We start from the raw sequence: 20,545 nt of genomic DNA, 5'->3' as shown, positions 1-20,545 counted from the left end.
TCGGCACGCTGACACGTGACCTCCCCCGATCTGTCCGGGACGATCCGTGCCGGGGACGTCAGTCGGCCGCCCCGTAGAGACCCGTCAGCTTGCCTGCCGGGTCGAGGGACGCCAGCAGTGCGTCACCGATCGCGTGCAGCTGCTCGACCTGCTCGTCGGTCAAGCTGTCGAGCACGCGCTCACGGACGAGCCGCACGTGACCGGGCGCGGCAGCGACGACGACGTCCCACCCCGCGTCGGTGAGACGCGCGTTGGTGGCTCGTCGGTCGTCCTCGCAGGGACGACGCTCGACCAGGTCGCGTGCCTCGAGACGCTTCACGACGTGGGACAGACGCGGCAGCGTCGCGTTGGAGCGCTGGGCGAGGTCGGTCATGCGCAACGTGCGGTCCGGGGCCTCGGACAGCATCGCGAGGGTGAAGTACTCGAAGTGCGTGAGGTCGGAGTCGTGGCGCAGCTGCGCGTCGAGGAGGCCCGGGAGCAGCTCCACGACGGCGACCAGTCGCACCCATGCCGCCCGCTCGTCGTCGCTCAGCCAGTTCGTGTCCATGGTCACATCCTATTCCCCATGCTTGTATCTACAACCAAAGCGGGACGGCCGACTCCGCGACGCAGGGTTCGGACGTGGTGCGCCGCCCAGGCGACAGGCGGTAGGCTGGGCTCAGCACCGGCCGCCCTATCTAGCGGCACGGACTCGACGTCCCCGGCCGCACCAACGGCGCGGGGACACCCTGTTTCTCAGAGGCTCCGAAGGCCTCCCGGCGCGAGGATCGGTGGAGAGTGGACACGGAGCTCGAGCAGGTCATCGAGCGGTGGCTCGCGACATGGGCGCACATCCGCGACATCGCGGTGCTCGAACGGGACGGCTGGCCCGTCATGCAGGTCGGATCCCCCAGCCGCGAGACCGAGCTGGTCTGCGTCGACCCCGGTGTGGAGTCCTTCACCGATCTGCTGCGGCACGTCGAAGGCGATCCGCGAGCGATGCTCACGGTGGCCGCCACCGACGTCGGGCCCTACCTGACCACCCGGCTTCCCGACGGCGTCCGGCTCGACCGTGACGACGAGGCCCTCATGTCGGTCGTCCTGCACGATGACCCGATCCCGCCGCTCGCTCCCGACCTCACGTTCCGGTGGGACGTCGACGACCACCGCACCACCTATTCCGTGGAGAGCGGTGACACCCTCGCCGCATCCGGCTCCGTCGGCGTGATCGACGGATGGGCGACCTTCGACGCCGTCGAGACGATGCCGGCGTTCCAGCGCCAGGGCCTCGGGGGGCACGTCATGGCGACCCTGACCGTGCAGGCGATGGGCCGTGGCGCGACGCACGGCGTGCTCGCGGCGTCCGGGCAGGGCCGTGGGCTCTACCAGGCGATCGGCTGGCAGCACCGGCTCGAGCTGCTGTCCTTCATGGGCACCTGACTCCCGCACCCGTCCGGCCCTCTCACTGGGCGGCCGTGCGGCGGCAGACCTCGTCCCACGGGGTCGGCTCCATCACGAAGTGCTCGCGGGCTGCGCTGTCGTCGAGGACGTACGGCCGGGTCCACTGGTACGACAGCTCGTTGATCTCCCGCATGAGCGGAATGACGCGGGCCATGGCCCCGAGCACCGGTCGCGGGATCTGCGAGACCTTCGGTGCCGGACGGCCGAGCGCCGCCATGACATCGGTCAGTGCCTGCTCCTGCGTGATGGCCGGGTTGCTGGGCACGTTCCACGTCCGCCCGTGGGCGGTCGCGTCCTCGGCAGCCGCAATCAGCAGCCGCGCCACGTCGAGCACGTCGGTGAACGTGTGGGGCACGTCCTTGCGACCCAGCACCCAGGCCCGTTTGCCGGCCAGCATCCCGGGCAGCTGGCGTGTCACGTGCCCGTTGTCGCCGACTCCCGTGCCGACGTAGTCCGAGCCGCGGACCTCGACGGTCCGGATGCGACCCGCGTCGTGCAGCGCTAGGGCGTCAGCCCACATCCTCGCCCGCAGGACGCCCTTGTGGTCCGTGGCGGCGTCGGGCATGTCCTCGCGCATCGGGCCCTCGACCGGACCGTACGGGTAGAGATTGCCGGTGATCGCATAGACGGCGCCCGAGGACTCGGCTGCGTGAAGGAGTGAGGTCGCCAGCGGCGGCCAGACCGTCTCCCAGCTCGTGTAGTCCCCCGGGTTGGCGCAGTTGTAGAGCACCGACGCACCGTCGGCAGCCGCTGCGAGCGCCACCGGGTCGGCGGCGTCGAGCGCCACGTGGGTGACGCCGGCGATGCCGGTGTCGGTGCCCGACCGCGTCGCGACGACGACCTCGGAGCCTCGGGCGGCCAGGAGCTGTGCCGTGTGTCGGCCGACGGGGCCGGCTCCGACGATGAGATGGCGGTCGGTCATGATGCTTCCTCTCGATGGGGAGAGCACTGCTCTCGACCCGAGCATGACACGCTGCCAACCTCATTGCAAGAGCAATGCTCTCGTTTGTTGCACCCGCTCTCGAAGTAGGCCAGAGTAGTTCCATGGAGCAGAAGGCCAAGACAGCCCGCCAGCGCGCCCGCGCCGAGATCACCGCCGAGATCCTGCAGGCTGCGCGCACTCGGCTCACCCAGGCCGGTCCGGGCGAGCTGTCGCTGCGCGCCGTCGCCCGCGACGTCGGCATGGTCTCGTCGGCGGTCTACCGCTACTTCCCGAGCCGCGACGACCTGCTCACGGCCCTGCTGATCGAGGCCTACGACGAGCTGGGGGCAGCGGCCGAGGCTGCCGACGACGCGGTGGCCGACCGCGACGACGCCGCCGCACGATGGCTGGCGACGTGTCGGGCCACCCGCACCTGGGCCGTCGAGCACCCACACGACTACGCCCTGCTCTACGGCTCCCCCGTCACGGGCTACGCCGCTCCCCGCGACACCATCGTGCCGGCGACCCGCGTGATCGTACGTCTCGTCGAGATCGTCATGGCCGCCGTGGCCGCCGGCGCGATCGAGCCCGGAACCTCCGACGACGAGCCGCATCCCTTCGACCCGTCCGTGCGCGGAGCCGTCGAGGCGATCCGCGACCTCGGCGGGCCGTCGGCCACCGAGGCACCGGCCGAGCTGGTCGGACGGACCCTCATGGCGTGGTCGACGATCTTCGGCACGATCTCGTTCGAGCTGTGGGGCCACCTCGTCGGATCGGTGAGCGACCACGAGGAGTTCTTCGACGGGGTCGCCGCACGACTGTGGACCGACCTCGGTCTGTCGTGACGCCCGTCCGAAAGTGAGAAATGCCTCACGCCCACAACGAGACTCAAGACCCCCTGTCAGGGTTAGATGTCCGGATACCGCCCCGCAACACCATGAGGACATCAATGCCCCGCATCTCTCGTCGTACGTTCGTCGCCGCCCCGGCAGACGTCGTCTGGTCCCTGGCCGGCGACTTCTCCCAGTGGCACCCCAAGCTCCGCATCTACGCCGGTGGCCCCGAGGCCCCCGCCGAGCTGGTCGTGACCGTCGTGTCGCAGGACGACGAGGGCAAGACGCTCTCCTACCACATGCCCGACCCGCCGTTCCCGATCAAGAACCACCGCGCGACGATCCTCGTCGAGGACGCCGCCCACGCCTGCTCCTACGTCACGTGGTCGGCTGAGTTCGACGCGGCCGACGAGGACCTGCAGCAGCTCGAGGACTCGCTCGGCGACGACGTGTTCGCCCAGGCGCTCGACAACCTGGCGACCGCGGCTCAGGACTCCTTCGGGGCCTCGCAGGTCGCCGCCAACGCCTGACCCCAACCACCCGGGGATCTCGATACGATCGCTCATTCCTCGCGATCACTCGATCACCGAGACCCTCGCTGGTCGAGTGCCGGCGAGGAACGAGCCGGCGTATCGAGACCCTCAGCTCTTCCAGTCGCGGAAGCCGATGACGATCAGGCGCATCTGACGACGCGCCCCCTCCTTGATCTTCTCCTCGAGGTCGGGGCGCCCGTCGGGCATCTCGACGACCTCCTCGGCGTTCGAGACCATGTTGCGGACGAACAGCCGCGACACCATCTGGACGTCCTCGGTCGCCCAGTTCTCGATGTTGGGCAGCCGCGCGAGGACCACCGCCAGCTCGCTGACGAACAGGTCGAGCTCGTGCTGGATCGCGCGCCGCACCGCGGCAGACCCGCCGACGCGCTCACGGGCGACGAAGGCGAAGTGCGCCTTGCTGTGCTTGACGGCCTCGACGAGCACGTCGGCCGCAGCGTCGATGATGTTGTCGAACACCTTCGGATCGCGCTGCGCCTCGCGGATCATGCGCCGCAGCGTCGAGAACGACTGCTCGACGAGAGCAAGGCCGAGCTCGTCCATCGAGTCGAAGTGACGGTAGAACGCCGTCGGCACGATGCCGGCGTGCCGAGCCACCTGGCGCAGGCTGATCTGCGCGAAGCCCTCGGTGCGCGTCAGCTCGAGCGCGGACGCGAGGATCGCCTGACGGGTGCGCTCCTTCTGCTCCTGGCGCGACGCTGTCTGCACCGACTCGGTCATGCCGACAGCCTATCGCGGACATTTCGGTGCACACCTGTTCGCTTCACGTTTCGATGGTGCCTCAGGTCACGCGGCGGGTCGCTTGCACTCTGACGGTCCCTCCTGCAAACTTTGAGTGTACGCACGTTCACTCAATCTTCTGAGGAGGTCCGCGATGGGCATCATCCGCAAGACCCTCACCTCGCGGCCCGTCGCAGCGCTGGCCTCCCCGCACACGGTCGACCACTACCTCGAGCAGATCCACCCGATGCTGGCCGCCGGCAACGTCCGCGCCCGCGTCGTCGAGGTCATTCGCGAGACCGGTGACGCCAGCACGGTCGTCATGCGACCCAACGGCGCCTGGAAGGGCTTCGTCCCCGGGCAGCACGTCCAGTTCGGCGTCGAGGTCGACGGCACCCGCCGCGTCCGCGTCTTCTCGGTGTCGAGCTCGCGGGCCAGCAAGGACAAGACGTTCAGCGTGTCGGTCAAGGCCCACCCCGACGGCTACGTCTCGCAGTTCCTGCACCGCGAGCTCACGCCCGGCACCGTCGTGTTCCTCTCCCAGGCCGAGGGCGACTTCGTCCTGCCCCGCGACGTCCCCGATCACCTGCTCCTGGCCAGCGGCGGCTCCGGCATCACGCCGGTCATGTCGATGGTCCGCACGCTCCGCGACTCCGGCCACACCGGACGCGTGACGTTCCTGCACTACGCCCGCAGCCGCGCCGACGAGATGTTCACCGCCCAGCTCGACGAGCTCGCCACCAGCGACGTCGAGGTCGTGCGGGTCTACACCCGCGAGCCCGAGCCGGGCGCCGAGATCGCGGGCCGCTTCCACGTCGACCACCTCAAGCACCTCGGCATCGACCCCACCGAGACCCTCACCTACGTGTGCGGCCCGGCCGGGCTCATCGCCTCGGTGCGCGACACCTACGCCGAGCTCGGCGCTGCCGACCAGCTGCGCATGGAGTACTTCAAGGTCCCGAGCGTCGACGCCGACGCCGCCGACGCGACCGGCACGCTCTCGTTCGACGACGCGGCCATCGAGACCGACAACTCCGGCGCCACGATCCTCGAGCAGGCCGAGGCCGCAGGGCTCAAGCCCGAGTTCGGCTGCCGCATGGGCGTCTGCAACACCTGCGCCATCAAGAAGAACAGTGGCGCCGTGCGCCACGTCGTGACCGGCGAGATCTGCGCCGACACCGACGAGACCATCAAGATCTGTGTCCAGGTCCCCATCGGCGACGTCAACGTCGCCCTCTGAGCTGAGGGAGAACCATCATGGCTTTCACGCTGACCAAGAAGAAGAACGCTCCGATCAAGCCCAAGAGCGCGAGCCAGCACAACGCCGCGCCGCTCACGCTGATCAATCCCTTCAACGACAAGCCGGCCACGATCGGCCTCGACTACATGACGTACGAGCAGCTTGACGAGTTCGGCACCGAGCTCGACGCCGTGCGCCAGCGCGTGCTCGACGACCTGGGCCAGAAGGACGCCGACTACATCCGCCGGGTCATCCGCGCGCAGCGCGCGGCTGAGGTGCTCGGTCGCATCGGCATCTTCATGCCGTTCTTCCCGCCTGCGTTCATCGCCGGCATCCTGCTGCTCGGCGTGGCCAAGATCCTCGACAACATGGAGATCGGCCACAACGTCATGCACGGCCAGTACGACTGGATGAACGACCCCATGGTCAACGGTGCGCGCTTCGAGTGGGACAACGTCGCTCCGGCCCAGGACTGGAAGCACGGGCACAACTACATCCACCACACCTACACCAACATCCACGGCATGGACCGCGACATCGGCTACAACCTGCTGCGCATCGACGGCGACCAGCCCTGGTACGGCACGCACCGTTTCAACCTGCCGCTCGCCTTCGTGCTGATGATGGTCTTCGAGTGGGGCGTCATGTACCACGGCGTCGAGCTCGACCAGTACCTCCAGGGCAAGATCAGCAAGGCCGACTTCCAGGCCCGCAAGAAGCGCGCCATGAAGAAGATCCGCAAGCAGGTGCTCAAGGACTACGTCGCCTGGCCGCTGCTCGGCCTCGCCCTCGTGCCCGTCGTCGGCTGGTGGGCTCCGCTCGCGATCCTCGGCGCCAACGTCGTGGCCAACATCATCCGCAACATCTGGACGTTCCTCATCATCTTCTGCGGCCACTTCCCGGCCGAGGTGCAGACCTTCGCCGAGGAGGACGCGCAGAACGAGAGCCGCGGCCAGTGGTACCTGCGCCAACTGCTCGGCTCGGCCAACATCTCCGGCCACGCGCCGTTCCACGTCCTCACCGGCAACCTGAGCTACCAGATCGAGCACCACCTGTTCCCGGACATCCCGGCCCGTCGCTACCCCGAGGTCGCCGAGGACGTGAAGCTCCTGGTCGAGAAGTACGGCCTGCACTACAACACCGGCCGTCTGTCGAAGCAGCTCGCCAGCGTCGCTCGCCAGCTCGCGGTCTACGGCAAGAAGCCCAGCGATCCCTACAAGATCGGCAACAGCCCGGAGTCGAAGGCCCTGCGCCGCGCCAAGCGCGAGGAGGCCGCTCGTCGTGTCGAGGCTGCCCGTGAGTCACAATTGACCTCGTAGTCCGACTGCGAGGAAGAGGGACCCGATGGCTCTGAGCCGGCGTGAGATCGTCAAGGACGTCGTGCAGCAGTCGACCGAGGCCGCCATCGGCAGCGCCGGGCACGTCGTGGCGATCCTGTTCGAGACCGCTCGCAAGATCACGAACGAGATCGGGGCCTTCGGCACCGAGATCTTCGAGATCGCCGAGGCGAGCAAACGGGCCGGTCTGGACGCCGAGGACACCCATCCCGTGGCCGACTAGCGACGAACCACTGACATGACTTCCCCCGCCAGCGGCTCGGTCCCGAGCAGCTCAGATCCTCGCCGCACCGTCGCCGTCATCGGGTCCGGCGTCTCGGGCCTCACCGCCGCCTACCTGCTCAGTCGTGACTCCGACGTCACGGTGTTCGAGTCCGACGGACGCATCGGCGGCCACGCGCACACCCACACGGTCGCCGACCCCGACGCCACGCACCGGGTCGACAGTGGCTTCATCGTGCACAACGACCGCACCTATCCCCTGCTCCGCCGACTATTCGGCGAGCTCGACGTCGAGGTCCACCCGACCGAGATGAGCATGAGCATCCACTGCGACGGCTGCGGGCTGGAGTACGCCGGCGGCCGCGGCGGCAAGGGCGTGTTCGCCCAGCGTCGCCGCCTGCTCGACCCGCGCTACATCGCGATGCTGCTCGGCGTGAAGAAGTTCGGCCGCCTGGCCCAGCAGCTGCTCGACTCGGCCGAGTCCCCCACCGAGCCGCAGACCTACGGCGACTTCCTGCGCATCCACGGCTTCTCCGACTACTTCGTCTCGCACTACGCGATCCCGGTCGTGTCGTGCGTCTGGTCGTCGGGCCACGAGACCGCGCTGGAGTACCCCGCCCGCTACCTCTTCGAGTTCCTCAAGCACCACGGCTTCCTGTCCATCAAGGGCTCGCCGCAGTGGTTCACCGTCGTCGGCGGATCGGGCACCTACATCGACAAGGTCACCGCGGCGATCGCCCACCGCCCGGGCGGCAGCGTCCGCGCGTCGACCGGCATCCGCTCGATCACGCGCAAGCCCGACGGGGTCGAGCTCATCGACACCAACGGCGAGCTGCACCACGCCGACGCGGTCGTCATCGCGACGCACGCCAACGACGCCCTCGCACTGCTCACCGACCCGAGCGACGACGAGCGTCGGGTGCTCGGGGCGTTCGACTACTCCGACAACGAGGTGCTCCTGCACCGCGACGCGGCACTGCTGCCGACCGCCCCGGCGGCCCGCTCGTCGTGGAACTACCGGATGGACGGCTGCAGCGACCGCAGCGACCACTCGGCCGTGACCTACTGGATGAACCGGCTGCAGGGCATCGAGAGCGCCGAGCCGTTTCTCGTCACGCTCAACTCCTCCGACAGCATCGACCCGGCGAAGGTCATCGCGACGATGGCCTACACGCACCCGATCTACACCCCGCAGTCGGTCGCGGCCCAGGGCGACCTGACGGGCCTGTTCACCGAGCAGACCGTCTTCGCCGGCGCCTATCACGGCTGGGGATTCCACGAGGACGGCTGCCGCTCCGGCGTCGCCGCGGCAGAGGCGCTGGGCTCACCGTGGTGAGTGCGACGCTCCCCGTCCTGCCGGCCCTCGTCGAGGGAACGGTCGGTCACACGCGTCGCACTCCCCTGCGTCACCGCTTCACCTACAAGATCTACCAGTGGCTCGTCGACGTCGACGACCTCCCGCACATGCCACGGCCGTTCCGCGCGTTCTCCTCGTTCTCGGCCGCCGACCACATCGGCGACCCGAACGACTCGATCCGCACCAACATCGAGCGGTTCTGCAAGGCCCAGGGCGTCGACGTCTCCGGGCACCGGCTCGTGATGCTGGCCAACGCCCGCGTGCTCGGCCACACCTTCGACCCGCTCAGCGTCTTCTGGGCCATCGCCCCGGACGAGTCGCTGACCTGCATCGTCGCCGAGGTCCACAACACCTACGGCGAGCGGCACGCCTACCTCCTGCAGACCGACGACGCCGGTCGTGCCGAGGTCGACAAGGCCTTCTACGTCTCGCCGTTCTTCACCGTCGAGGGGCGCTACGACCTGCAGTTCGTGCTCACCCCCGACAAGGTCTCGTCGAGCATCATCCTGCGCCAGGGCGGCGACGCGGTGTTCTCCGCGACCTTCCGCGGCACCCCCCGTCCGGCCACCCGGGGGCGGCTGGCAAAACTTCTCGTCAAAATGCCATTCATGACCCATCGAACCAGCTTGCTGATCCGAATACAGGGTGTATGGCTCTGGATCCGTAGGTTGCCGGTCATTCCCCGCCCGGCACACGAACCGCAGGAAGGCACACGATGACGCAGCTCGCCACAGCACGTTGGCCCGGCATCGCGCACACGCCGCGCACGCCGATGAAGGCGCGTGCCGCCAAGGCGATCCTCAAACCGACGGTCAACCGCGTGCCGGTCCGGCTCACGTTCGCCGACGGCACGACGTGGGGCGCCGGTGGCCCGGCGTCACCGGAGATGCGCATCGTCCGCCCCAAGGCCTTCTTCGCCCGCCTGGGCGCCGACACCAAGATCGGTTTCGGCGAGGCCTACATGGCCGGCGACTGGACCACGGGTGAGGGCACCGACCTCGCCGAGCTGCTGACGCCGTTCGCCGAGCGCCTCACCACGATCGTCCCCGAGCCGCTGCAGAAGTTCCGCACCTTCGTCGACAAGAAGCTGCCGCACCACCAGCGCAACTCCGTCACCGGCTCGCGCAAGAACATCGAGGCCCACTACGACCTCTCCAACGACCTGTTCGCGCAGTTCCTCGATCCGTCGATGAGCTACTCGGCCGCGTGGTTCGAGACGGCGGAGCAGGACCTCGAGGCCGCGCAGATGCGCAAGATCGACGGCATCCTCGACCAGGCCCATGTCACCGAGGGCACCCGGGTGCTCGAGATCGGCAGCGGTTGGGGAGCCCTCGCCATCCGTGCGGCCCAGCGCGGCGCGAAGGTCACGACGATCACGATCTCCAAGGAGCAGGCGGCCCTCGCCGAGCAGCGGTTCGCCGAGGCCGGCGTCGACGTCGACCTGCAGCTCGTCGACTACCGCGAGGTCACCGGCGAGTACGACGCGATCGTCAGCGTCGAGATGATCGAGGCCGTCGGCGAGGAGTACTGGCCGACCTACTTCTCCACGATCGACCACCTGCTCGCTCCCGGCGGACACGTGTCGATCCAGGCGATCACGATGGATCACCACCGCTATCTCGCGACCCGCAACTCGTACGGCTGGATCCAGAAGTACATCTTCCCGGGCGGTCTGATCCCCTCGCTCGACGCGATCGACCAGACGCTGGCCGAGCACACCACGCTGCAGGTCACCGATCGCCGCTCGCTGGGCCAGGACTACGCCCGCACGCTGCGTCAGTGGCGCGAGACGTTCCACGCCAACTGGGAGACGATCAACGCCCAGGGCTTCGACGAGACCTTCCGCCGGATGTGGGAGTTCTACCTGGCCTACTGCGAAGCAGGATTCGCCGTCGGCTACATCGATGTGTTCCAGATTCAGATGTCACGGACCCAGGAGGCATGAACCATGGCTGCCATCTCTCGCCTGCCGATGCCGATCCAGGAGACCTACGAGTGGCAGTACCAAGGTGCCTGCCGCGAGGTCGATCCTGAGACGTTCTTCTCCCCCGACGCCGAGCGCGGGCCGCGGCGACGGGCGCGTGAGGCAGCGGCCAAGGCCCTGTGCGCCGTCTGCCCGGTGGTGCAGGAGTGCCTCAACCACGCGCTGACCGTCCGTGAGCCCTACGGCGTCTGGGGCGGGCTCAACATCAACGAGCGCGACATGCTGCTGCAGCAGCAGAAGGCCGGCTGATCCGGACCCTTTCGTCCGTCGTCGGTGGCATCCTCGTGCCATGACGAACAACGAGAGGGACGCGGCCCAGGCACGTCTCGAGGAGCTCGCGACCGAGCACCTCGCGCTTCCGGGCGTCGACTGGGGCCGCATGTTCGGCACGACCGGACTGCGCGTGCGCGGCAAGGTGTTCGCGGTCGCAGCGCACGCGGGCGGGCTGATGATCAAGCTGCCCGCCGCGCGCGTCGATGCCTTGGAGGTCGCCGGAGCCGCGGCCCGGATGGTCATGGCCGGCGCGCCGCGACGCGAGTGGGCGCTCGTCCCCGACGCTGCGGACGACCAAGTGTGGTCAGAGCTGCTCGACGAGGCCCACACCTTCGTCGACTCGATCACGCCCTGAGGCGGCCGGCTACCACCCGTAGCGCGGAGCGTGCCGCTCACTCTTCTTCGGCCACGGGTTGATCTTGCACCCGGCCAGGCCCTTGGACTGCTGCTGCATGACCGGCGCGAGCTGACCCGAGCCACCGCACGAGGCGTGCCCCTTGCCGAACCAGTGCCCCGTCTCGTGGTTGACGACCATGTGCCGGTAGTTGCGCGACGACCCACCCTTGGCGTTCCACGCCGGGGTGGCCTTGAGCCACCGGGTCTGGTTGATGATGACGTAGCGCCCCACCCGGCAGCTGTAGGTGCTGCTGCACCCCGACGAGAAGCTGGGCACCTTCGACGCCTGGCTGAGCACGAGGGTGAAGTCGCCACCCTTCGACACCCGCTTGAACTTCACGCCCATGGCGCGCCACCCGCGCGGGTCGTCGTAGGTCTCCTGGGCCTGCTGCTTGAACGTCGAGAGGCTCGCGCTGATCGAGCCGCGGGTGATCACGCGGTAGGTGACGACCTTGCGCACGCCTCGCACGTGCTGCCCGGTCACGGCGGTCGATCGTGCCGTCTCGGTCGAGAACCCCGCACGCTTCGCCTTGACCCGGAACCTGATCTTGGCGCCCACGTCGGACGGTGCGACCGTGTAGTGACGGCCGGTGGCTCCGCTGATCGGCTTGTCGTTGCGCAGCCAGCGGTACTCGAACGAGTCGACCTTGCGCGACCACGTGCCCGAGGACCCGGTCAGCCGACTCCCGTACTTCGGGGTGCCGCTGATGGTCGGACGGGTCGCGTTGTCCATCGTCGCCTTCGCGACCGTGCGGGTCGGTGCGCTGGTCGCGGCAACCGGCTCGGAGCCGTCCTTCGTCGCGGTGACCCGCACCGCATAGACCGTGCCGATGTCGTTGGTGCTGGCGAGCTTGCGGGTCACGTTGACGGGCGAGTCGCTGCCGACGGCGGTGCCGTCGCGAAACCACTGGTAGGAGAACGTGACGTCGGCGGGCGTCCAGGTGCCCGGCACCGCGGTGAGGGTCTTCTCGTACTGGACGGTGCCGGTGATGGTCGGCGTGCCCGGGGTGATGACCTCGCCGGCGGCTGTTGCCGGCGTGACCAGCAGCGATGCGGCCAGCGTGGCCGCGACGAGGACGATGGCCGCCCGAACGCTCATGCGCATGTGTCGTTCTCCCGAGTGTCGACGAGCTCCGACGATACCCGTCCGCGGCTCATTCGTAGAAGATTCGCTCGACGACCTTGCGGGCATGACGTGTCGCCCGGAGGTAGTCGTCGTTGAGCCGCTCGCCCTGGTCCATGCCGTAGCCGAGCAGATGGGCGACACCTGCGCGGTCACCGGCGTGCTCGACCATCGACTCGGCGCCCTTGCCCCGCATCAGCACGACGGCGTTGCGGATGCGGCTCACGAGACGCCACGCGGACTCCAGCGTCTGGGCGTCGTCGTGGCTGACGAGATCGGCCTTGACCGCGGCGTGCAGCGCCTCGAGGGTCCGGGTCGTGCGCATGCCCGGCACCGCGTGGGCGTGCTGCATCTGGAGCAGCTGCACCGTCCACTCCACGTCGGCCAGGCCGCCGCGTCCCAGCTTGAGGTGGGTCTTGGGGTTGGCGCCGCGGGGCAGTCGCTCGGAGTCGACCCGGGCCTTGATGCGGCGGATCTCGCGGACCTCGTCGGCCGTCGCACCGCCCTCGGGCCACCGGAGCGGGTCGATCAGCGCGGTGAACCGTGCGCTCAGGTCGGCATCGCCGACCGTCGCATTCGCCCGCAGCAGGGCCTGGGCCTCCCAGACGGCGGACCACTTCTCGTAGTAAGCCCGATAGGCCCCGAACGTCCGGACGAGCGGCCCGTTCTTGCCCTCGGGCCGCAGCTCGGCGTCGACCTCGAGCGCCGGGTCGTCGCCCGGGGCGGCCAGCATCTTGCGCAGTCCCTGCGCCACGGCCATCGCCGCCGATGCGGCCTCGGTCTCGTCGGCGCCGTCGTACGGGTCGTGGACGAACATCACGTCGGCGTCGGACCCGTATCCGGCCTCGCCGCCACCCAGACGTCCCATGAGGACGATCGACATGCGGGTCGGCATCTCTCCGCGCTCGGCCTCGACCGCTGCGGTGGAGGCCTTCAGGGCGCCGGCGAGCGTCGCCGTGGACACGTCGGTCAGAGCCTCGCCGACCTCGGTGATGTCGAGGCGCCCGAGCACGTCGGCGATGCCGATGCGTGACAGCTCGCGGCGTCGCACGCGGCGGACGGCACGGATCGCGTCCTGCGGGTCACGGTGCCGCTCGGCGGCGATGTCGACCTCGGTGCGCAGCCGCTCGCGCTCGAGCGGTCGCAGCTCGGCGTCGTCGCCCAGCAGCGCGACCGAGTCGGGTGCCCGCAGGATCAGGTCGGTCACGTAGCGGCTCGACGACAGGACGTGCGCGAGCTGCTCGGCCCCCTCGCCCTCGTCGCGCAGCTTGCGGAGGTACCAGTGCGTCTCGCCGAGGCCCTCGGAGATCTTGCGGAACGCCAGCAGGCCGGCATCGGGGTCGGGCGACGCGGCGAACCATGCGAGCATCGCCGGCAGCAACGACTTCTGGATGGCGGCACGGCGCGACAGCCCCGAGGTGAGCGCCTGGATGTGCGCGAGCGCACCCTTCGGATCGACGAAGCCGAGCGCGGTCAGGCGCTGCTCGGCCGCGAGCGGCGTGAGACGCATGCCGTCGGTGGGCAACGAGGCCACGGCCTCGAGCAGCGGCTGGTAGAAGAGCTTCTCGTGCAGCCGGCGCACGATGCGGCGGTGCGCCTGCCACTCCTTGGTGAGCGCCTCGGCGGAGTTCTGCCGGAACCCCATGCTCCGACCCAGACGGCGCAGGTCCTCGGGGTCCTCCGGCACGATGTGGCTGCGACGCAGCTTGTACAGCTGGATGCGGTGCTCGAGCGTGCGCAGGAACTCGTACGCCTCCTCCATCGCCGCGCCGTCGCGTCGTCCGACGTAGCCGCCGTCGATCAGCGATCGCAGCGCCTCGACCGTCGTCGGGCTGCGCAGCGACTCGTCGGCGCGACCGTGGACGAGCTGCAGGAGCTGGACGGCGAACTCGACGTCACGCAGTCCACCGGCGCCGAGCTTGAGCTGCCGCTCCCGGTGCGCGGCGGGGATGTGCTCGATGACGCGCCGACGCATCGCGCGGACGTCGGTGACGAAGTTCTCGCGCGTGCTGGCGAACCAGATCATGGGCGACAGCGCGTCGACGTACGCCTGCCCGAGCGCCTCGTCACCGGCGGCGAACCGCGCCTTGAGGAGCGCCTGGAACTCCCACGTGCTGGCCCACTTCTCGTAGTAGGCGACATGGCTGGCGAGCGAGCGGACGAGCGGACCGTTCTTGCCCTCGGGCCGCAGCTCGGCGTCGACCTCCCAGATCGTCCCTTCCTTGGTGTGGTCCCGGCACAGCCGCATGACCGCGGACGCGAGGCGGGTCGCCGAACTCAGCGCAGCCTGCTCGTCGGCCCCCTCAGCCGGCTCGTGCACGAAGATGACGTCGACGTCGCTGAGGTAGTTGAGCTCGTGGCCGCCCGTCTTGCCCATCGCCATGATCGTGAGCCGGCACAGGTCCGCATCCGGCTCGGCCGCACGGGCGATCTGCAGCGCCGCACCCAGGGTCGAGACAGCGAGGTCGGACAGCTCGGCCGAGGACTGCTCGAACGACGTCAGGGCCGTCAGGTCGCGAGCGGCGATGTGGAGCAGCTTGCGGTAGTAGGCGACGCGCAGCTCGTCGGCCGTCGTCGCCTCCTCCATCTGCGCCCGGCGCTTGGGCAGCAGGATCGGGCTGGGCGAGAGCTCGGTCGCCGCGAGGTCGCGGACGTGCTCGGGGTGGCGTGTCAGGAAGTCGCCGAGCGCCTCGCTCGTGCCGAGCACGACGAGCAGCCGCAGCCGCAGCTCGTCGTCGGACGCGAGCAGGTCGAGCAACGGGGCCGCGCCCATCCGACGGCCGATCGAGGCCAGCGACGACAGGGCCGTGTCAGGACTCGCCACCGAGGCGATCTGGTCGACCAGCGCGTCGGGCACGTCACCGAGCGACTCCAGATCGGCGACCGCGCCGTCACCGTCGCGAAAGCCCTTGCGGGCCAGTGCCACGGCCAGATCACGTGCGTCAGTTGCCACCCCAGCAGGCTACCCGCCGCCGGGCCCGGGCCCCACAGACCGTCCGCGGCAAGAAATCCGAAAGAAGTTCGCGCGCCGTGTCGATCGGGGCATCGACCGTTCGAAGCAGGAGTGAGAGGGTCGAGAGACGGCCCGCCACACCAGGAGACATCACCATGAAGTTCATGCTCATCATGCGCACCCCCGTCCCGGTCGAGTACCCCGCCGACTTCGACTGGACCCCCGTCATCAACGCCATGGGCGCCTACAACGAGTCGCTCATGAAGGCCGGGGTGCTGCTGGCCGGCGAGGGCCTCATGCCGGCGGAGGAGGGCTTCGTGGTCGACTTCGAGTCGACCCCGCCCATCGTCACCGACGGCCCCTACGCCGAGGCCAAGGAGCTGTTCAACGGCTTCTGGATCATCCAGACCTCGACCAGGGAAGAGGCCGTCGAGTGGGCCAAGCGTTGCCCGCTCGACGCCGGAACGTTCCTCGAGGTGCGTCGGGTCACCGAGACCAGCGACTTCGACCAGGACAACGAGTACATCCAGAAGGAGCACGAGTGGCGCGAGCAGCTGGGCAGCGACGACCCGATCCAGGGCTGAACGGCCGCACTCCGTGACCGGTCCTGACGAGGCGGGCGCGGCGGTCGATGCCGCAGCGTCCGCCCGCCGTCAGGTCGAGGCCGTCTGGCGCATCGAGTCGGCCCGCATCGTCGCGACCATGACGCGCATGGTCGGCGACTTCGGGCTGGCCGAGGACTTCGCCCAGGAGGCCCTCGTCGACGCGCTCGCGCAGTGGCCCCGCGACGGGGTGCCACCCAACCCGGGTGCGTGGCTGACGACGGTCGCCAAGCGCAGGGCGATCGACCGGCGCCGCCGTCTCGAGCGGCTCGACGACCGCCACGCGACCATCGCTCGTTCCCTGGCCGAGCAGCAGCGTCTCGACGCGACGGACGACGACCTGCCGTGGGACCCCGACGTGGTCGACGACGACGTGCTGCGGCTCGTCTTCACCGCGTGCCACCCGATCCTGCCCCGCGAGTCACAGATCGCCCTCACGCTGCGCGTCGTGGCGGGCCTGACGACCGAGGAGATCGCGCGGGCGTTCGCCCTGCCGGTCAGCACCGTCCAGCAGCGCATCGTCCGTGCCAAGAAGACCATCGCGGCCGCCGAGCTGCCCTTCGAGGTGCCCTCGCGCGACGACTTCGGCAGCCGTCTCGGGTCGGTGCTCACCGTCGTCTACCTCGTCTTCAACGAGGGCTACGCCGCGTCGTCCGGGAGCAGCTGGCTGCGCACCGACCTGGCCGCCGAGGCCATCCGGCTCGCGCGGGTCGTCTGTGCGCTCGTGCCCGACGAGCCCGACACCCATGCCCTGCTGGCCCTGCTCGAGCTGCAGGCCTCGCGCTTCGCCGCCCGAGTCGACCACGACGGCGAGCCGATCCTGCTGGCCGACCAGGACCGGTCGAGGTGGGACCACGGTCAGGTCCGGCGCGGCCGTGCGGCGCTCGCACGGGCTGACGCGATCGGCCGGGGACGCGGGGCGTACGCGCTCCAGGCCGCCATCGCCGAGTGCCACGCCATCGCCCCCTCGACGGACGAGACCGACTGGGCACAGATCGTGGCGCTCTACGAGGCCCTCGCCTCCGTCGCGCCGTCACCGTTCGTCGACGTCAACCGTGCGGTGGCCGTCGCGATGGCCAGCGGCGCCGCTGCCGGGCTCGCCGTGGTCGACGAGATCGCCGCCGCCGGAGCGTTGCGGGGCCACCCGCTCGTCCCCAGCGTCCGCGGCGAGCTGCTCCTGCGGCTCGGTCGTCGCGACGAGGCACGCGCCGAGCTCATCGCCGCCGCCGCGCTCACGCACAACGAGCGCGAGAAGGCCGTGCTGCTGCAGAAGGCCGATCGGGCCTGAGCGGGGGCGCCGCTCAGACCATCGGCATGAGGCGGTCGATCTCGAACTGCGTGACCTGCGAGCGGTAGTCCTGCCACTCCGCGCGCTTGTTGCGCAGGAAGAAGTCGAACACGTGCTCACCGAGCGTCTCGGCGACCAGCTCGCTCGTCTCCATCGTGCGGATGGCCTCGTCGAGGTTGCGCGGAAGCGGCGCGATGCCCATGGCCTTGCGCTCGTTCTCCGACAACGACCAGACGTCGTCCTCGGCCTCGGGCGGCAGCTCGTACTTCTCCTCGATGCCCTTGAGGCCGGCCGCCAGCACCAGCGCGAACGCGAGGTAGGGGTTGCAGGCAGCGTCGATCGCGCGGTTCTCGACCCGGGCGGAGTTGCCCTTGTGCGGCTTGTACATCGGCACGCGGATGAGCGCGGAGCGGTTGTTGTGGCCCCAGCACACATAGTTGGGGGCCTCTCCCCCGCCGGCCAGGCGCTTGTAGGAGTTGACCCACTGGTTGGTGACCGCGGTGATCTCGGGCGTGTGGTGCAGGACGCCCGCGATGAAGCGGCGTCCGGTCTGCGACAGCTGGTACTCCGCACCCGCCTCGTAGAACGCGTTCTCGTCACCCTCGAACAGCGAGACGTGGGTGTGCATGCCGGAGCCCGGGTGCTCGGTGAACGGCTTGGGCATGAACGAGGCCCACTTGCCCTGGCTCAGCGCGACCTCACGCACGACCGTGCGGAAGGTCATGATGTTGTCGGCCGTCGAGAGGGCGTCGGCGTAGCGCAGGTCGATCTCCTGCTGGCCCGGGCCGCCCTCGTGGTGGCTGAACTCCACCGAGATGCCCATGTTCTCGAGCATCGTGATGACCTCGCGGCGGAAGTCCTGCCCGCCGCCCTGGGCGGTGTGGTCGAAATAGCCGCTGTCGTCGACCGGCACGGGTCGGTCGCCCTTGTCGGGCTTGCCCTTGAACAGGAAGAACTCGATCTCGGGGTGGGTGTAGAACGTGAACCCGGCCTCGGCCGCCTTCTGCAGCGCACGCTTCAGGACGTGGCGCGGGTCGGCGTACGACGGCGTGCCGTCGGGCATGAGGATGTCGCAGAACATGCGGGCCGTCGCGGGGGTCTCGCCGCGCCACGGCAGGATCTGGAACGTCGACGGGTCGGGCATCGCCAGCATGTCGGCCTCGTGCACGCGCGCGAAGCCCTCGATCGCGGAGCCGTCGAAGCCGATGCCCTCGGCGAATGCGCCCTCGAGCTCAGCCGGCGCGATGGCCACCGACTTCAGGGATCCCAGGACGTCGGTGAACCACAGACGCACGAATCGGACGTCGCGCTCCTCGAGCGCGCGCAGGACGAAGTCTTCCTGTTTTCCCATGGCGCAAGTCTCGCACGCGTCGTGTTACGGCAATGTTTCGCAACGCCCCGAGAATTCGCGACCGATAGTCTCGGCACATGCCCCAGCTGCGCCTCGCCCTCGCCCAAGTCAACGCCACGGTCGGCGACCTCGCCGGCAACGCCGACCTCGTGGTCGAGCAGTGCAAGGACGCCGTGTCGAAGGGCGTCCACCTCGTGGTCTTCCCCGAGATGATGCTGACCGGCTACCCCATCGAGGACCTCGCGATGCGCGCGTCCCTCATCCAGGCGTCGCAGGCAGCCGCCGAGCAGCTCGCTGCACGGCTGCAGGACGAGGGCTGCGGCGACCTCGTGGCGGTCGTCGGCTTCCTCGACCAGGCCGAGGGCGTGCCCGAGGGGCTCGGCATCCCCAAGAACGCCCCGCTCAACTCCGTGGCGGTCATGCACGGCGGCCGGATCGTCGCCCGCCAGGCCAAGCACCACCTGTGGAACTACGGCGTCGGTGACGAGATCCGCAACTTCGTCCCCGGGCACACCATCAACGTCATCCAGGTCGGCGGCATCGACGTCGCCCTGGCCATCTGCGAGGACCTGTGGCGCGACGGCCCGTCCGCCGCCGCCAAGGCCGCCGAGGCGGCGCTGCTGGTCGTCCCGAACGGCTCCCCCTACGAGGCCGACAAGGACGACGTCCGCCTCGAGCTGTGCTCGCGCCGCGCCCGCGAGGGCGACTGTGTCCTGGCCTACGTCAACCTCGTCGGCGGGCAGGACGAGCTGGTCTTCGACGGCGACTCGATCGTCGTCGACCAGGCCGGCACGGTGCTCGGGCGCTCGGGCCAGTTCGATCCCGAGCTGCTGGTCGTCGACCTCGACCTCCCGGGGGCCACACCGTCGATGCCCGACTCCGACGAGCGCTTCGGCGGGCTCGCGATCAAGCGCACGATCATCACCTCCGAGCCGTTCGCGGCCTACGAGCCGCTGCCGACGGTGGAAAAGGAGCGCCTCCCCCGCCACCAGGAGATCTGGACTGCGCTCGTGACGGGCCTGCGCGACTACGTGCAGAAGAACGGCTTCTCGTCTGTCCTGTTCGGCATGTCCGGCGGCATCGACTCGACCCTGGTCGCCGCCATCGCGGTCGACGCGCTCGGTGCCGACAAGGTCTTCGGCGTCTCCAACCCCAGCGCGTGGTCGACCGAGCACTCCAAGTCCGACGCCGCCGAGATGGCGCGTCGCACCGGGCTGAACCTGCAGACCGTGCCGATCGCGCCGATCTTCGACCAGTACCAGGACGCCCTGCACCTCGACGGCCTGGCCGAGGAGAACCTGCAGGCCCGCATCCGCGCCGTGATCTGGATGGGACTGTCCAACCAGCACGGTCATCTCGTGCTCGCCTGCGGCAACAAGTCGGAGCTCGCGACCGGTTACTCCACGATCTACGGCGACGCCGTCGGTGGCTACGCGCCCATCAAGGACGTCCCCAAGACGCTGGTCTGGGAGCTCGCCACGTGGCGCAACGCGTACGCGGCCGAGCGGGGCGAGACGCCCCCGATCCCCGAGGACACGATCTCCAAGCCGCCGTCGGCCGAGCTGCGGCCCGGCCAGCTCGACTCCGACTCGCTGCCGCCCTACGACCAGCTCGACGCCGTGCTCGACGCGTACGTCGAACGTGACCTCGGGTCGGCCGACGTCATCGCGGAGGGCTTCGACCCTGCCCTGGTGGAGCGGGTCATCGGCCTGGTCGACCGGGCCGAGTACAAGCGCCGGCAGTACCCGCCGGGACCCAAGGTGTCGCGCCGCAACTTCGGCCGAGACCGCCGGGTGCCAATCACCCACCGGTGGCGCGAGAAGCTCTGACCCCACCCGGGCCGACGAGACCTCGGGGCTGACGGCCCCGGGGCTATGAGTTGGTTCACACTGCGCAGCCGTCGCCCCGACGATCTGGCACGCTGGAGACATCCGTGGACTCCGCCAGGAG

At 69.4% G+C, this 20,545-nt stretch carries 20 protein-coding genes; 14 read left to right on the top strand and 6 right to left on the bottom strand.

Annotated elements, in window-relative coordinates; all coding sequences use genetic code 11:
- Nucleotides 1–58 precede the first annotated feature (58 nt).
- Entirely contained in the window at nucleotides 59–547 is a 489-nt protein-coding gene (locus HQK15_RS16385; protein WP_173492566.1) for a MarR family winged helix-turn-helix transcriptional regulator, read from the bottom strand.
- A 230-nt stretch (nucleotides 548–777) separates the two neighbouring features.
- Between HQK15_RS16385 and HQK15_RS16380 the strand changes: the two genes are divergently transcribed.
- Nucleotides 778–1,419: a GNAT family N-acetyltransferase gene (locus tag HQK15_RS16380; protein ID WP_173492565.1), complete on the top strand. Its 642-nt coding sequence runs from the start codon at nucleotides 778–780 to the stop codon at nucleotides 1,417–1,419.
- A gap of 22 nt (nucleotides 1,420–1,441) precedes the next feature.
- Here HQK15_RS16380 and HQK15_RS16375 read toward each other — a convergent pair whose 3' ends face one another.
- Nucleotides 1,442–2,362 (bottom strand): NAD-dependent epimerase/dehydratase family protein, encoded by a 921-nt coding sequence (locus tag HQK15_RS16375; protein WP_173492564.1) that lies wholly within the window; start codon nucleotides 2,360–2,362, stop codon nucleotides 1,442–1,444.
- A gap of 122 nt (nucleotides 2,363–2,484) precedes the next feature.
- On the opposite strand from HQK15_RS16375, the gene HQK15_RS16370 reads away from it, so the two are divergent.
- Entirely contained in the window at nucleotides 2,485–3,207 is a 723-nt protein-coding gene (locus tag HQK15_RS16370; protein WP_173492563.1) for a TetR/AcrR family transcriptional regulator, read from the top strand.
- A gap of 104 nt (nucleotides 3,208–3,311) precedes the next feature.
- On the top strand, nucleotides 3,312–3,725 hold the full coding sequence (locus tag HQK15_RS16365; RefSeq protein WP_173492562.1) for an SRPBCC family protein: 414 nt from the start codon (nucleotides 3,312–3,314) through the stop codon (nucleotides 3,723–3,725).
- 111 nt (nucleotides 3,726–3,836) lie between these two features.
- On the opposite strand, the gene HQK15_RS16360 is transcribed toward HQK15_RS16365, so the two are convergent.
- A complete protein-coding gene (locus tag HQK15_RS16360; protein ID WP_173492561.1) occupies nucleotides 3,837–4,469 on the bottom strand; it encodes a TetR family transcriptional regulator in 633 nt (210 codons plus the stop codon).
- A 154-nt stretch (nucleotides 4,470–4,623) separates the two neighbouring features.
- On the opposite strand from HQK15_RS16360, the gene HQK15_RS16355 reads away from it, so the two are divergent.
- Genes HQK15_RS16355 through HQK15_RS16320 form a run of 8 tightly spaced genes read left to right on the top strand, consistent with a single transcriptional unit; the run spans nucleotide 4,624 to nucleotide 11,237 of the window.
- Entirely contained in the window at nucleotides 4,624–5,709 is a 1,086-nt protein-coding gene (locus tag HQK15_RS16355; protein WP_173492560.1) for a ferredoxin reductase, read from the top strand.
- Nucleotides 5,710–5,726: 17 nt separating this feature from the next.
- Nucleotides 5,727–7,028 carry a fatty acid desaturase family protein gene (locus HQK15_RS16350; protein ID WP_173492559.1) on the top strand — a complete coding sequence of 434 codons (1,302 nt, stop codon included), beginning with the start codon at nucleotides 5,727–5,729 and terminating at the stop codon, nucleotides 7,026–7,028.
- 25 nt (nucleotides 7,029–7,053) lie between these two features.
- Nucleotides 7,054–7,269, top strand: a complete 216-nt coding sequence (locus tag HQK15_RS16345; RefSeq protein ID WP_173492558.1) for a hypothetical protein — start codon at nucleotides 7,054–7,056, stop codon at nucleotides 7,267–7,269.
- 15 nt (nucleotides 7,270–7,284) lie between these two features.
- Nucleotides 7,285–8,604: an NAD(P)/FAD-dependent oxidoreductase gene (locus HQK15_RS16340; protein ID WP_173492557.1), complete on the top strand. Its 1,320-nt coding sequence runs from the start codon at nucleotides 7,285–7,287 to the stop codon at nucleotides 8,602–8,604.
- Nucleotides 8,601–9,344, top strand: coding sequence for a DUF1365 domain-containing protein (locus HQK15_RS16335; protein WP_367649223.1), 744 nt, complete (start codon nucleotides 8,601–8,603; stop codon nucleotides 9,342–9,344). The genes HQK15_RS16340 and HQK15_RS16335 overlap by 4 nt, the downstream gene beginning before the upstream one ends.
- Nucleotides 9,341–10,570, top strand: a complete 1,230-nt coding sequence (locus HQK15_RS16330) for an SAM-dependent methyltransferase (protein WP_173492556.1) — start codon at nucleotides 9,341–9,343, stop codon at nucleotides 10,568–10,570. Before HQK15_RS16335 ends, HQK15_RS16330 begins: the two co-directional genes overlap by 4 nt.
- Nucleotides 10,571–10,573: 3 nt before the next feature.
- Nucleotides 10,574–10,858 carry a WhiB family transcriptional regulator gene (locus HQK15_RS16325; RefSeq protein WP_173492555.1) on the top strand — a complete coding sequence of 95 codons (285 nt, stop codon included), beginning with the start codon at nucleotides 10,574–10,576 and terminating at the stop codon, nucleotides 10,856–10,858.
- A 40-nt stretch (nucleotides 10,859–10,898) separates the two neighbouring features.
- Nucleotides 10,899–11,237, top strand: a complete 339-nt coding sequence (locus HQK15_RS16320; RefSeq protein ID WP_173492554.1) for a TfoX/Sxy family protein — start codon at nucleotides 10,899–10,901, stop codon at nucleotides 11,235–11,237.
- Between the two features lie 9 nt (nucleotides 11,238–11,246).
- Here the strand turns inward: HQK15_RS16320 and HQK15_RS16315 are convergent, their stop codons facing one another.
- Nucleotides 11,247–12,377, bottom strand: a complete 1,131-nt coding sequence (locus tag HQK15_RS16315) for a DUF3152 domain-containing protein (protein ID WP_217361755.1) — start codon at nucleotides 12,375–12,377, stop codon at nucleotides 11,247–11,249.
- 55 nt (nucleotides 12,378–12,432) lie between these two features.
- Nucleotides 12,433–15,354 carry a bifunctional [glutamine synthetase] adenylyltransferase/[glutamine synthetase]-adenylyl-L-tyrosine phosphorylase gene (locus HQK15_RS16310; RefSeq protein ID WP_173492552.1) on the bottom strand — a complete coding sequence of 974 codons (2,922 nt, stop codon included), beginning with the start codon at nucleotides 15,352–15,354 and terminating at the stop codon, nucleotides 12,433–12,435.
- A gap of 155 nt (nucleotides 15,355–15,509) precedes the next feature.
- On the opposite strand from HQK15_RS16310, the gene HQK15_RS16305 reads away from it, so the two are divergent.
- Both HQK15_RS16305 and HQK15_RS16300 read left to right on the top strand, forming a co-directional pair.
- On the top strand, nucleotides 15,510–15,938 hold the full coding sequence (locus tag HQK15_RS16305) for a YciI family protein (RefSeq protein ID WP_173492551.1): 429 nt from the start codon (nucleotides 15,510–15,512) through the stop codon (nucleotides 15,936–15,938).
- A gap of 13 nt (nucleotides 15,939–15,951) precedes the next feature.
- Complete coding sequence (locus HQK15_RS16300) at nucleotides 15,952–17,244, top strand: sigma-70 family RNA polymerase sigma factor (protein WP_173492550.1); 1,293 nt, start codon at nucleotides 15,952–15,954, stop codon at nucleotides 17,242–17,244.
- Between the two features lie 13 nt (nucleotides 17,245–17,257).
- On the opposite strand, the gene glnA is transcribed toward HQK15_RS16300, so the two are convergent.
- Nucleotides 17,258–18,595, bottom strand: a complete 1,338-nt coding sequence (gene glnA / locus HQK15_RS16295; protein WP_173492549.1) for a type I glutamate--ammonia ligase — start codon at nucleotides 18,593–18,595, stop codon at nucleotides 17,258–17,260.
- 77 nt (nucleotides 18,596–18,672) lie between these two features.
- Here glnA and HQK15_RS16290 point away from each other — a divergent pair, with 77 nt between their 5' ends.
- The gene (locus tag HQK15_RS16290) at nucleotides 18,673–20,424 is read left to right on the top strand and encodes an NAD+ synthase (protein ID WP_173492548.1); all 1,752 of its coding nucleotides are present in this window, start codon (nucleotides 18,673–18,675) and stop codon (nucleotides 20,422–20,424) included.
- Nucleotides 20,425–20,545: the final 121 nt, after the last annotated feature.

This window comes from Aeromicrobium stalagmiti (genome assembly GCF_013283745.1).
Taxonomy (GTDB): Bacteria; Actinomycetota; Actinomycetes; order Propionibacteriales; family Nocardioidaceae; genus Aeromicrobium; species Aeromicrobium stalagmiti.
Note: the sequence above shows the minus strand (reverse complement) of the source record. Positions and strands in the feature narration are given on the sequence as shown.